10 protein-coding genes are annotated in these 12,285 nt (G+C 60.8%); 5 read left to right on the forward strand and 5 right to left on the reverse strand.

All coding sequences use genetic code 11. The features are described from left to right. Positions 1 to 48: 48 nt before the first annotated feature. Positions 49 to 1,500 carry an aldehyde dehydrogenase (NADP(+)) gene (locus RIN13_RS07780; protein ID WP_309106758.1) on the forward strand — a complete coding sequence of 484 codons (1,452 nt, stop codon included), beginning with the start codon at positions 49 to 51 and terminating at the stop codon, positions 1,498 to 1,500. Between the two features lie 70 nt (positions 1,501 to 1,570). On the opposite strand, the gene RIN13_RS07785 is transcribed toward RIN13_RS07780, so the two are convergent. After that, entirely contained in the window at positions 1,571 to 1,762 is a 192-nt protein-coding gene (locus RIN13_RS07785; RefSeq protein ID WP_309106759.1) for a hypothetical protein, read from the reverse strand. A 413-nt stretch (positions 1,763 to 2,175) separates the two neighbouring features. On the opposite strand from RIN13_RS07785, the gene RIN13_RS07790 reads away from it, so the two are divergent. Beyond that, the gene (locus RIN13_RS07790; RefSeq protein ID WP_309106760.1) at positions 2,176 to 2,469 is read left to right on the forward strand and encodes a hypothetical protein; all 294 of its coding nucleotides are present in this window, start codon (positions 2,176 to 2,178) and stop codon (positions 2,467 to 2,469) included. A 48-nt stretch (positions 2,470 to 2,517) separates the two neighbouring features. On the opposite strand, the gene RIN13_RS07795 is transcribed toward RIN13_RS07790, so the two are convergent. The 4 genes from RIN13_RS07795 to RIN13_RS07810 all read right to left on the reverse strand — a co-directional run bounded on the left by RIN13_RS07795 (position 2,518) and on the right by RIN13_RS07810 (position 8,353). Continuing rightward, positions 2,518 to 3,525 (reverse strand): M24 family metallopeptidase, encoded by a 1,008-nt coding sequence (locus tag RIN13_RS07795; RefSeq protein ID WP_375164742.1) that lies wholly within the window; start codon positions 3,523 to 3,525, stop codon positions 2,518 to 2,520. A gap of 140 nt (positions 3,526 to 3,665) precedes the next feature. Further along, positions 3,666 to 5,711 carry a DUF6807 family protein gene (locus RIN13_RS07800; RefSeq protein WP_309106762.1) on the reverse strand — a complete coding sequence of 682 codons (2,046 nt, stop codon included), beginning with the start codon at positions 5,709 to 5,711 and terminating at the stop codon, positions 3,666 to 3,668. 119 nt (positions 5,712 to 5,830) lie between these two features. After that, entirely contained in the window at positions 5,831 to 7,003 is a 1,173-nt protein-coding gene (locus RIN13_RS07805; protein WP_309106763.1) for an acetylesterase, read from the reverse strand. A 54-nt stretch (positions 7,004 to 7,057) separates the two neighbouring features. Then, positions 7,058 to 8,353, reverse strand: coding sequence for a sugar ABC transporter substrate-binding protein (locus tag RIN13_RS07810; RefSeq protein WP_309106764.1), 1,296 nt, complete (start codon positions 8,351 to 8,353; stop codon positions 7,058 to 7,060). Positions 8,354 to 8,635: 282 nt separating this feature from the next. Between RIN13_RS07810 and RIN13_RS07815 the strand changes: the two genes are divergently transcribed. The 3 genes from RIN13_RS07815 to RIN13_RS07825 all read left to right on the forward strand — a co-directional run bounded on the left by RIN13_RS07815 (position 8,636) and on the right by RIN13_RS07825 (position 12,013). Next, complete coding sequence (locus RIN13_RS07815) at positions 8,636 to 9,580, forward strand: sugar ABC transporter permease (RefSeq protein ID WP_309106765.1); 945 nt, start codon at positions 8,636 to 8,638, stop codon at positions 9,578 to 9,580. Beyond that, positions 9,573 to 10,514, forward strand: a complete 942-nt coding sequence (locus RIN13_RS07820) for a carbohydrate ABC transporter permease (RefSeq protein ID WP_309106766.1) — start codon at positions 9,573 to 9,575, stop codon at positions 10,512 to 10,514. The genes RIN13_RS07815 and RIN13_RS07820 overlap by 8 nt, the downstream gene beginning before the upstream one ends. 146 nt (positions 10,515 to 10,660) lie before the next feature. Next, positions 10,661 to 12,013, forward strand: a complete 1,353-nt coding sequence (locus tag RIN13_RS07825) for an extracellular solute-binding protein (protein ID WP_309106767.1) — start codon at positions 10,661 to 10,663, stop codon at positions 12,011 to 12,013. The last annotated feature ends 272 nt before the right edge of the window (positions 12,014 to 12,285 follow it).

Here is a 12,285-nt window from a genome sequence, read left to right on the forward strand (position 1 = left end):
CGCCTCGTATTTGCCGGCACCGCATCAACCGCAGAACAGGATCAAACAGTGACAACAGCAACTCTTGACTTAACGGAACTGACGGCGGCGGCCACCCGGGCCGCCAAAGAGTCTTCGAGAGCGAGTGATGCCGAGCGCGCGTCCTGGCTCCACGCCGTCGCCGCTGCCCTTGATGAAAACGCGGCTGAACTGGTTTCCATTGCGAACGAGGAGACAAACCTCGGCGAAACAAGGCTTACGGGGGAGGTTGCGCGGACCTCGGGCCAGCTGCGGCTCTTCGCCAAGGTGATCACGGAGGGCTCCTATCTCGAAGCCGTTATCGACCACGCCGATCCCACCGCGACTCCGCCCCGCCCTGATCTTCGCCGGATGCTGCAGCCCATCGGTCCGGTGGCAGTGTTCTCGGCGTCCAACTTCCCGTTCGCTTTCTCGGTGGCGGGCGGCGATACTGCCTCGGCCCTGGCGGTGGGCAGCTCTGTGATCGTCAAGGCCCACTCCGGCCACCTCAAGTTATCGCTGCGGACGGCTGAAATTGTCGCAGATGCTTTGAAGGCTGCAGGCGCCCCCGAGGGCCTCTTTTCACTGGTCAGCGGACGCGAAGTGGGTACTGCGCTGGTTCAGGATCCTGCGATCAAGGCCGTTGGCTTTACTGGCTCCATCCCGGGCGGCCGCGCGTTATTCGACCTCGCGACCTCGAGGCCTGACCCCATCCCCTTCTACGGGGAACTGGGAAGCCTGAACCCCGTTGTCATCACGGCCGAAGCCCTTGAAACCCGGTCCCGACAGCTCGCCAGCGGACTTGCTGCGTCCTTCACCATGGGCGCCGGGCAGTTCTGCACCAAGCCCGGACTCGTGTTCATTCCGGCTGGTACCGATTTCGGCTCCGATCTTGTTCAGGCCGTTGCCGGCGCACCGGCTTCCCCCATGCTGACGGAACGCATCGCCGCTGCCTACCCTGAAGGCCTCCGCAGCGTTGCGAAACTACCCGATGTGTCGGTGATCAGCGGCGCTGTGGAGCAGAATGCCGAGGTCGACGGCGCCGCGCCAGTAGTCTTCTCGACGACGGCTGCGAACGTTATGGATCACCCCGCTGAATTGCTCGAAGAATGCTTCGGACCCACCACCATGCTGATCGAGTACAGCAGCGGTGAGGAGCTCGCGGCGGTCCTGGCCAAGGTGCCCGGCAGCCTCACAGCCACTCTGCATTCCGAGCCTGGGGAAGACGTTGCAGGACTCGTTGATCAGTTGTCCGCCCTTGCAGGCAGGGTGCTTTTCGCTGGTTGGCCCACCGGGGTCGCCGTCAATTGGGCCCAACAGCATGGCGGCCCGTACCCCGCCACTACAACTCTTTTCACCTCTGTGGGGGCGACGGCGGTTCGCCGCTTCCAGCGGCCGGTGGCCTATCAGGATGCTCCCGAGGCCGTGCTGCACCCGGCATTGAAGGAAGACAACCCACTGAACATTCCGCGGCGGGTGGATGGACGTCTTGTTCTCCCGTAAGAGGGGCGGGAGAGCTTCCATCGGCACGTGTATTGTTGCGCGGGAAGTTGCTGGTGACTTCTGGTGGGCCTTATTTCCGGTTCGCGCGGATCCAGGGATCGATGGTTTCTTCAAGCCAGCCCGGCGATTGGCCTAGCCTGAAGTCCGGGCTGGGAAGTTTTCCTCGGTTCATCCAGACCCGGATCAGCCCGATGTCCTGGCCCGTGGCTGCTGCTATCTCTGCGTAGCCCAGCAGCGGGACCTCGGGATTGTCTTCCGGCATGTTCGCAGTCTACGCGCAGGAGTGGAGCGCGTCTGTGGCGAACTTGCGCGGTCAGTACACAACCACAGGATCCGAGTCGTCATCTGCATCCACCCAGGCGGCGAAATCTGAATAGGACATAAAGGAGTAGTAGTCACAGAAGCGCTGTGTCGCCTTTTCAGGCTTGCTCATGCTCCTTGCCGATTCCTTCTACCCGGTGTGGTTTTTACACCAATATTGTAATGCCGCGTAACAGGTCCTTTGATGGGAAATAACAAGGTTGTTATGCGTTCGAGACCTCCCTCAGCCGTCCGAGACCCGGCCGAAACTGCAGTCACGGTGACACAGAAAAATCATGTGGCGGAAACGAAGCAGCAACGTCGGTACGCCATGCTGATGAAACCTAGTGATGCGGCTTCAGGGGAGGAATGACCATGGCAGGGCAGGGGAAAGTGCGTGTCCGGGACTGCGCGGAGCTCTCAGCAGGTGATGACATCGAGGCGTGGCATAAAGGAAGACTATTTCACCGCGGACGGGTGACAAGGGTGCTTCCGTCCACCGGGCTTTTTTGGATGGAAGACCTCACATCGGGAACCCGGCGCCTCCTGGACGTTGAGGCGCTGGATGTGGTGCTGTCTGATCCGCCGAAGGCCCAGGCGGCAGCCGGCCCCCAGCGTGTGGAGCAGCCAAACATGGATCCAAACCATGTTTGGTTCTCGTCAGCGTAGAAGGGGTTTACGTTTAGGGCTGCACAGGTTCCTCAATCTGCAACCTCCTTACAGTTCCAGCGTCAGGGGCCGTTGAAGCCCGTTGACTGACGTTGTGGGCCAACGCGGGTCAACACTGAGGATGGCGATCCCTGATTCGGTCAATTGCACGGTGTCCTCGATCTTGACGCTTGGCCCGGAGGGATTCCACGTAAACGTCTGGTTCAGGACTACTTCGTCCTCCGTAGCTGCGGTAGCCCGCGGGTCGCGCCCCGCATAGCCGGCCACGCCGCCCTGGTGATGCAGTGTCCATTGCTCCGGCCCAAAGCCATTCCGTGCGTACGATCTTTGGATCTCCCGGAAAATGCTGTTGAGCCTGACGCCGGGAACTGTCGCATCAAAGATATCCGCTTCAACAGCCGTAAGGCGGGACTCGGCGTCGAGCTCGGCGGGGGTGCCGCCGTCGAACCTGACCCAGCGGGTGGCGTTGGCAACAAGGCCGTTCCGGCGGGCGCACACCACTGCCATTGCCCTGCGGCCCAGGGGGTTGTGGGTGGGAAGAGGGTGCCGGAATGTGCTGCGGGTGGTCCCGTTGCAGAGAAGCACCAGGGGTTCCGCGCCCATGGCCACAATCCGGCTGGCAAGCTGGGCGGCGATTTCGAGCTCAGTTGTCCCGGGAGTGGCACGCGAGAGGACATCCGTCAGGACTGCAGCCGTGTCCGCGTTGAGCTGGGCGTAGCGGGTACTTTCGGCCGGGAGGAAGGCCTGGCGGGCGCCCCGCAGCTGTGCTGCAACTTCGGACTCGGCCAAGGGGTTGCTGCCAGCCAATTCCCGCGCGACGGCCTCGAGGGAACCGTGCCAGGGTGCAGCGTGGACAGATACCTCGGGGGGCACTTCCTCGGCGGCCATCCGCTCGGCCTCGTTGTTGAACGTCACCAGATGATCGCCGCTGTGTGTCACGAGCATCGCTGCTATCGGGGCTCCCGCCAGGCTGATGTGCACACGGCTGCCGTCCAGGTACCAGCAGAGCGAAGTGTTGCTCGTCAGCAGCAGGGAGTCGGTCCCCGCGGCGTCCATGATGTCGAGCACACGCCGTCTTTTGACGGCACGGTCTGCAGCGTTCCCCGGTGCAGCTGGCGTGTTCTCCGTCGATGTATCCGGGGCTGACGCTTCCACCGCCGAAGTATTCGGACCGGTGGAGTCGATGATGATCTTGCTCATGAGTTGTCCCCCAGGGAGTCAATGAGATGTTGGATTCCGGAGGTGTCCAGGCGTCCGTCGGCCACGAGCACCGTGACACTCCGTTCAACCGGGTCACCGGCACTTGCTATCGCCGGTTCTTCCCAAGCCAGGGCCTGACCGACCCCGGGATAACCCGAGACTCTGACGAACCAGGGGTCCACAGAACCCGGGGCTGCGACGAAGACGAGAGTAGCCCCTTTGCCCCCTACCTCGGCGCTCCAGGCCAACCATGGCGAGACACTCCCGTGCACCGTTGCTTCCCCGGAGCCGCTGGCCGTGCGTACGTCAACGTTTTGGCCAGCGGGCAACCGCCAGAAAAACCCGCCGTAACCGCCCTCGTGCCGGCCGTTTGACCCGGGGCTTCCCAGGCTGACTGGCCGGTCACCGGCAGGAGAGAGCGTGAAGCCAAGGCTCAAGAGCCACGTGTTGGGGTCGACGGCGGACCAGTTCCACTCGCGTCGTTCGCGGAGGACAGCGTGACCGTCCGGTGCAAGCCACTCGAGATTCTGGGTCAGCGATCCTTCAACCTGCTCCGCAGAGGTGATCACGATCCGGCCATGATCGGGCCGCCAAACATACGCGCCGGACTGCCGGGTATAGGTCCGCCCGCCCCAGAAATTGACGCCGTCAACGTCCTGGATTGCCACCCCTGCGCCGAGGTGCCACACGTGGTCCTCTGGAAGGTGATCGGTCACTACCGTCCCCGAGAGGGTAGACACCGGATGAAGGTAGGGACGAGGGGAGGAGGTGGGCATAATGTTGCCGCCATCGTTTTCGACAGCCAGGGTGGTCCCGTCCAGGATGAGCCTTACGCCAGCCTTTTCAGGAGGCTTCGCCCAGGAGGCCCCGAGCTCGCTGAAGGTCGACTGCGAAAGGACGGCGCGGCGGATAAGTGCACGGATGTTATGAATCACCGGACGGGCAGCGTCGCCGTCGCCCTCCCACTTCACGTGCTCGCCGCCGATTGGCAACGGCGGCTCTGCTGTACGGATCGCCTCCAGCACCGTCATAAACGCTCCGGTTCCTTTCAGCGGGCTTAGCAGGGCAGCGCCGGTTCGACGTGCTTCAAGCAGGTTCTCCAGCAGGTCTGTTCGCGGGAAAGTTTCACTGCGCTCGCCGTCGGGAGTGGTTATTGCCAAGAGGTCCTCGGTGTAAAAGAGTTCAGCCTTGCCCTGTGTCCCGAAGACGGTAATGGAAGGAGCGGTTTGCTCGTCCGCACACAGTGTCAAGGCGCAGAGCACCAGTGTCCCGGCAGAGGTGCGCACCCGGATGACGGAGGTGTCATCGCTTTCGGTGTCGTGAGCGTGGTAGAGGTCTGTTTCAACAGAAGCGACGTCGGATACCGTACGAGCAGCCGCGATGCTTAATGCCGTGGCCACTGCGTGAGCGAGGGCATTCGTGGCCACGCCGTCCACAACATCGGTGCCCTCCAGGCTGCGCTTCCCGGCCCAGCGGGAGCGCTTGAAGTAAGCGAGGTTCCGCACCCACGTTCCTTCTGCTCCCACGCTCCGGACTTCGCCGATCTCTCCCGATGCAATGAGGCGCTCTATGGCAGGAAGTGCATGGGAGCCCAGGCTCTGGAATCCCACCTGTACCAGGCTGCCGGCTTCTTCCGCTGCTGCCAGGACGGCATCGAATTGGGCCATCGAGCCCACAGGAGGCTTCTCCATGTATACGTCGGCACCGGCAGCAATGGCTGCGAGGGCGAGTGGGGCGTGGGTCTGGATCGGGGTCGCGAGGATAACCACATCCGGAACCGGTCCGGCGCTGAGCAATTCGTCCAGTGAGCTGTAAACACCCACATCCTTGCCCAGAGTTCCTGTGGCGGGGGGATTTGGATCAGCTACTCCGACGAGTTCCACCAAGCCTTCGGCCTGAAGCCGTTGCAGGTTATCCAGATGGTGCAGCCCGTAACCGTGGGCGCCAACGAGGGCGATTCGGGCAGGGGATACGTTCCGGGAAGATACAACTTCGGAGCGGACAGTTTCCGGAGGGCTCTTCGCCGTAGTCGTTTCAGTCATGACCTGGTCCTTGGTGTTGAATCTGAAGCATTCTCTGCCTGTAAGAGTAGCTCAGAAAGCGGTTTCTCATGCGCAGTGCAGCTTCCGTCCCTTGATTGGATTGGGGCTCTTGAGCCCAGCTATCCCTTGGTCGCGGGCGTACTGCTCAGGGTGTCCTGCAGGAATTGAGTTGCTTCCTCCTGCATCGAAACCGTGAACTCATGCCCGCCCGGCCAAAAGCTTCCTCTGTAATGGCTGGCCATCTTCAGCGCTAGCAGCTGCGCGTGGGCATCGCGCATTCCTTCCTCTGGAAACAGCTCGTCAGCTAAGGCGTACTGGACCAGCAAGCTTTCGGCCGAGGAATGCGCAGCCAGCTCGGGCCAATCGCCGAGGCGCCGAAGACCTGGCGTCTGCAGCAGCCAGGAGTGGGCATCAAGGTAGGCGGGAACCAGAGAATCGAAGGTAGTCATCATGCAGATGACCACGTAACTCCGAACCTTTGGACTCAATGCGGCAAGGGTCAGAGAGCGGCCCCCACCGCCTGAGAAACCGATGCACCCCAGCCTGTCGGCCGCCACACCGGGCAGTCCTGCCAGAATCTCCAGCGCTGCCAGGTCATCGTGGGCCACCATGCCGGCGAAGCTCGTCCCTAGTAGCCCGGCAGCCTTGGCCACAGTGTCCTCATGGATGGCTGCGGCTGCGTTGTACAGGTCCGCTTGTGAAGGCACGACGCCGGCCTCCCGCCACTGGGCAAGTCTCGCCTCCAGGGCCGCCTCTGTCCGCCATGGTGGTGTGGTCAGGTCAAACCGGCGGCTGCCCCAGGCGAAGGTGTCATGGGCGAGCACCGCGAAGCCGCCTTTGGCCAGTTCTGTTGCCAGGCCTCGACCGTCGTAGTGGGCCATCCGGGACGCTTTTGCCAATGGATGACCAGTGGGAAGGTTCACCAGCCTCTCCGCCCCAATGAACTTGTTGCCGCCGTGGCAGTGCATAGCCAGAATCCCGGGCAGTGGCTCAGTGACTCCGCTGGGGCGCAGGTACCAGGCTCCGGTCTTGGGCCCAAAGCCCAACTGCCAGCTGAGCCGAGAGGTGATGACGCCGTCGTACTCTTCTTCCCAATCCCACACCGAAACCGGGATGCCGGGAGACTCAGGAACCCCGAGTGCATCTGCGAGCCCTTGGGCTGCCGCGGAATCGGGCCGGTGCACCCCGGTTCCGCGGACGATTCCCCGGACGTAGTCCGGCCAGTCCTCATAACCGGGAATTGCGCTGGGTCTTGGGGCGGCCTGGGCCTGGTGGGATTGCTGCTCTGACAAGAAAGGACTCCGAAATGGTTGGTGGACACCCTGAGGCAGGGCTGCAGGCACGGGCTAGCCGAGGTTCTGGTTCACCTCGGAGATGAGGGCCTTTGCGGCATCGCGCGGGCTGATCTTGCCGAACAGCACGTCAGTATTCTGGCGGGTCAACACTTCCATGGTGGCGGAAGATCCGGCGGGGAAGGGCAGGGGAGCTTCAAGGTTCATCTCCGCGACCCGGTCCAAGTAGCCTGCTTCCTTTTTCTGCCCTTCCTTCAGCAGCGGCTCGATGGCTGCCTTGGTGTCAGTGTTGGCGGGCATCCCGCGGTCGGTCTTGATCAGCTTGCCGGCATCTGGGCTGTTGACCAGGAAGTTCAGGAACTTGGCGGTTTCCTTGGGGTGCTTCGACTTGGCGGAGATGGCGTATTCCATGGAGCTGCGTAGCCAGGTTCCGCCCTTTGAGGACTCTCCGGGCAGCTTGAGCATCTCCAGCGGGGCGTCTGAGTAGGAGATCATTTGATTGCTCCAGGAGAGCTTCATACCCTGCTTGCCCTGCCCTAGAAGCGTTTGCTCCGGCTGCGAAGACGCATCCTCAACCGTCTGTGAAGCGCTAGGTGCACCACCCGTTTCCATGAGCGTCTTGTTCAGCTCGAACCATTTGGTGGCTGTGTCTTCGCTGATGGCAAGCTTCTTGCCGTCGTCGGCGTAGAGCTTTTCACCGTGTTGGCGGGCCCAGACGGCGAGGAAGGAATCGTTGGCCATGGAGGTGGTGCCAAAGGTGCCTTGCGGGGAGTTTTTGGAGATTTTTTCAGCAATGTCCGCGTAGTCGTCCCAGGTCCACTTTTCGTCGTCGGGAAGCTCGACGCCGGCCGCCTTGAAGACGTTGGGGTCGATGACCATGGACATCGCGTTGACGCCCGCTGTGACGGTGTATTGCTTTCCTTCTATCTGCCCGAGTTCGAGGGTCCCGTCGGCAAACTTGGAGGTGTCGATCTCCTCCCGGACTTTTTCAAGGTCCAGAAGGACGCCGCGGGTGGCGTATTCGCTCGGGTACGAGCCGCTCATCGTGAAAATGTCAGGGGTTGTGCCGCCTGCGATCTGGGTCGCCATCTTGTCCCAGTAAGAGCTGAATTCTGTCGTCTCGCCTTGGACTTTGATGGTGGGGTTTGCTGCCTCAAAGGCCTTGATGACTTCCTGGGTTGTTTTAGCCCGGGCGTCGTTACCCCACCAGGAAAAGCGGATGGTAACCGGCTTCTCAACCGTCCCTTCCTGGTCAGCCGATGAGCCGGCGCCGCAACCGGTGAACAGGAGTGCCGAGGCGGCCCCCGCCGCGACCGCACCCAGGAAAGTTCTCGCGAGACCAAACTTCATTGTCCTACCCCTCGTTTGTGGTTTTCCCGTTCTTGGCTCTACAGTGATCCAGACCACAGAAAACGCTTTCTCGAAAGCTAGCAAAAGGCTATACAGGAGTCAAGAAAGCGTTTACTTTGGTACCTGAACGCTTCGGCCGGTTGAAGAAGTCCGCTGACTTCCCCCAGGTGACCAGCGGGGCCGCGATGATAAAGGAGACAAGATGGCCGTGACAACACATGGCATGCAGGGGGCGGCATTGCTGAGCCGGACCTGCTCCACAACGACGGCGCAGGAGCCGACATGAGCGCAATCAGTGAGCTCTCCTCACTGACCCGGCGCAAGGGGCCAATCTCGGCCGCTGAAAGAAAAGCAAACGGGCGGGACAACAAGGCGGCCTATATATTTCTGCTGCCGTGGCTGGTGGGGCTGCTCGCCATCACTATCGGCCCGATGATCATGTCCCTGTACCTTTCCTTTACTGACTACAACCTGCTGCAGCCCCCTGAATGGACGGGCCTGGATAACTTCACCAGGATGCTCACCGACGCCCGCCTTCATAATTCACTCGGTGTCACATTCACATACGTACTCGTGGGCGTGCCCCTGCAGTTGGCGGTCGCCCTGCTGATCGCGTTGGTGCTCGACAAAGGGCTTCGTGGTCTGCCGTTTTACCGGTCGGTGTTCTATCTGCCGTCCCTCTTGGGAGGGTCCGTGGCGGTGGCCATCCTGTGGAAGCAGATCTTCGGCACTACAGGGCTGGTCAATCAGGCCCTCGCGATGGTGGGCATCCAGGGGCCGGGATGGATCTCTGACCCCAGCACTGCCCTCGGTTCCATCATCCTGCTGCATGTGTGGACTTTCGGTGCCCCCATGATTATCTTCCTCGCCGGCCTCCGCCAGATTCCCCATATGTACTACGAGGCCGCGGAAGTGGATGGGGCCAGTACTCTGCAAAAATTCTGGCGCATCACGCTTCCGATGCTCAGCCCCATCATCTTCTTCAATCTTGTGCTGCAGATCATCGGGTCATTCCAGTCCTTTACGCAGGCATTCATCGTCTCCGGGGGCAACGGTGGGCCGTCCGATTCCACGATGTTCTTCACGCTGTACCTCTACCAGAAGGGCTTTGGCCAGTTCGACATGGGCTACGCGTCAGCCATGGCCTGGTTCCTGCTGGTAATCATCGGCGCATTCACTGCCGTCAACTTCATCGCTGCTAAGTATTGGGTGTTCTACGATGACTAAAATTCAGACCCTTCCCGCGGCGGACAGCAAGTCCGTCGACTCCACAAGCAAGCCGTTGCCGCCCCGTCGACCGCGCGAATCCAGGGGAAATCTGGCATTCAGCCGCAGTGCCCGCACCAAGGGATTGGTCAAGCACGCAATTCTGATCCTGACCGGCGGACTCATGATCTATCCGCTGGTATGGATGGTGGTTTCCTCGCTACGTCCCAACGATCTGATCTTCCGCGAACCGGGGTTGTGGCTCAACAGCTTGGAAATGAGCAACTACACGGATGGTTGGTCAGCCCTGACGCACCCGTTCGGTCACTACATGATTAACTCGGCAATCGTGGTGGTTGGCTCCATACTGGGCAACCTGATCTCCTGTTCGATGGCCGCCTACGCCTTTGCTCGGCTGCAATTCAACGGCAAGAAGCTGTTCTTCGGCATCATGCTGCTGACTATCATGCTGCCTTTCCACGTGGTGATCGTGCCGCAGTACATCCTGTTCTCCCAGATCGGCTGGGTGAACACCTTCTGGCCGCTGATTGTGCCGAAGCTCCTGGCCACGGACGCCTTCTTTATCTTCCTGATGGTGCAGTTCATCCGGGGCATTCCAAAGGAGCTTGACGAGGCTGCGAGGATCGACGGCGCCGGGCACCCCCGCATCTTCCTGCGCGTCATCCTGCCGCTCATGGTGCCGGCCTTGGCAACCACCACGATCTTTACCTTCATCTGGACGTGGAATGACTTCTTCGGGGCCCTGATCTACCTCACGGATCCTGACATGTTCACAGTGCCTGTTGCCCTGCGGGCTTTCGTCGATTCGCAATCCAGCACCAGCTGGGGATCCCTGTTCGCGATGTCAATTGTTTCCCTGCTCCCCGTCTTCCTGGTGTTCCTCTTCGGCCAGCGATTCCTTATCAAGGGAATCGCCACCACAGGCATCAAGTAGCCTCAGAAGTTTCCGCCAGCTGCGTCTGTAGCAACAGCAACGGGACTCCAAATCAGTACTTGTAATACAAGTTTCCACCTTGTAACATCAGTCGGAAAGCGTTTTCTCATTTATTCGTTCCAGATCAAAGAAGATCGGAGTTTCAAGTGCCGCTATTTCCCTTTCGTGCCTCTCATCAGGCAGCCATACCAACTCCTGCCAAGGCCAGCCGGCGATTCAGGCGCGTAAGCGCAACCGCTGCAGCTGCCGCCGTCGTACTTGCTCTCACTGCTTGTGGCGGAGGAGGTTCCCCGCAGAGTGCTGATGGAACAGTGGAGCTGCGCTTTTCCTGGTGGGGAAGCGACAAGCGGGCCCAGGTCACCCAGGCAGCCATTGACGCGTTTGAGGCGCAGAACCCGGGAATCAAGATCAAGGCCGAGTACGGTGACTGGAACGGCTACTGGGACAAGTTGGCCACTCAAGTGGCAGCAAATGATGCCCCGGACATCATTCAGATGGACGAAAAGTACATTACGGAATACTCCAGTAGGGGCGCTCTCCTGGACCTTTCCAAGTACGACGTCGATACCAGCAAGTTTGACGAAGCTGCCCTGAACGCAGGTAAGAGTGAAGACGGACTGACAGGGATTGCGGCCGGCATCAATGCTGCGACGATCCTCGCCAATCCGGCAGTTTTCAAGGCTGCAGGAGTTGAACTTCCGGACGACAGCAAGTGGACCTGGGCGGACTTCGAGCGGATCGCAGCCGAGGTGACTGAAAAATCGCCGAAGGGGACATACGGGGCCGCGGCCTATGGGACCGACGAGGCTTCCTTGGGAGTCTGGCTGCGGCAGAATGGCAAGTCCCTCTATACCTCGGACGGAAAGTTGGGTTTTGAGCCCAGCGACATCGCTGATTGGTGGGCCTTCCTCAAGCAAATGAGCCAAAAGAAGGCTGTGCCGTCAGCGGCAGAAGTGGTTGAAGCCGAAGCGGCACCATTGGACCAGAGTGGTCTGGCTACAGGCAAGAACGGCCTCGCCTTCTGGTGGTCCAACCAGCTGCCAGCACTGGAAAAGGCTGCTGGAGGTGAGCTGAAGGTCCTGCGTTTCCCGTCAAAGACCGGTTCAGCATCCGACGCCCAGCTCTGGTACAAGGCCTCTCAGTTCTGGTCCGCCTCATCCCGGACGAAGCACCCGGAGGAAGTGGCCAAGTTCATCAACTTCCTGGCGAACGATGTGAAAGCCGGCGAAGCTCTGCTTGCCGACAGGGGCGTTTACCCCAACTCAGAGGTACGCGAAGCGATCGCCCCCAAGCTGACACCTGCCGATGTAAAGGTGGTGGAGTTCATTGATCAGATCAAGGGTGAACTTGGTGAAGCACCGGCCCCGCCGCCGAAGGGAGCCGGAGCCATTCAGGAAATCGTCAAACGCTACACCTCGGAGGTGCTTTTCGACCGGCTGTCCACCGATGAAGCCGGAAAGAAGGCCGTCGACGAGATGGCAGCAGCTATCAGCAAATAGTTTAGCCACGACGTCGCCGCGTCAGGTGTCGTGCTTCTGACGAAACTGCGCAGCGAAGCAAGTTTGCCCCAACCGGATTATTGAGGGATCCGCTTGGGGCATTCTTGTGTCCTGGCCGCCCACCTGTTTGAGCCACGCGCGCGGCTTCGACGGCATGTGCAGTGTTATCGGCAGTTATGGCCGGCTTGCTGTCGCTTTGTGCTCGCCTCGGATCTGCTCCCGCGTTTGAGCCACTTCCGCGTTTGGTCCGCTTCCCGTTGTTGGTTCGGTTT

Origin of the sequence: Arthrobacter sp. (genome assembly GCF_031179985.1) — a bacterium.
GTDB lineage: Bacteria > Actinomycetota > Actinomycetes > Actinomycetales > Micrococcaceae > Arthrobacter.

Bases quoted from the DNA above. Each gene is read 5' to 3' on its own strand.
- RIN13_RS07800 (WP_309106762.1), bottom strand. From the start codon at position 5,711: ATGACTGAAACGACTACGGCGAAGAGCCCTCCGGAAACTGTCCGCTCC.
- RIN13_RS07785 (WP_309106759.1), bottom strand. From the start codon at position 1,762: ATGCCGGAAGACAATCCCGAGGTCCCGCTGCTGGGCTACGCAGAGATA.
- RIN13_RS07790 (WP_309106760.1), top strand. From the start codon at position 2,176: ATGGCAGGGCAGGGGAAAGTGCGTGTCCGGGACTGCGCGGAGCTCTCA.
- RIN13_RS07815 (WP_309106765.1), top strand. From the start codon at position 8,636: ATGAGCGCAATCAGTGAGCTCTCCTCACTGACCCGGCGCAAGGGGCCA.
- RIN13_RS07810 (WP_309106764.1), bottom strand. From the start codon at position 8,353: ATGAAGTTTGGTCTCGCGAGAACTTTCCTGGGTGCGGTCGCGGCGGGG.
- RIN13_RS07795 (WP_375164742.1), bottom strand. From the start codon at position 3,525: ATGGACGCCGCGGGGACCGACTCCCTGCTGCTGACGAGCAACACTTCG.
- RIN13_RS07820 (WP_309106766.1), top strand. From the start codon at position 9,573: ATGACTAAAATTCAGACCCTTCCCGCGGCGGACAGCAAGTCCGTCGAC.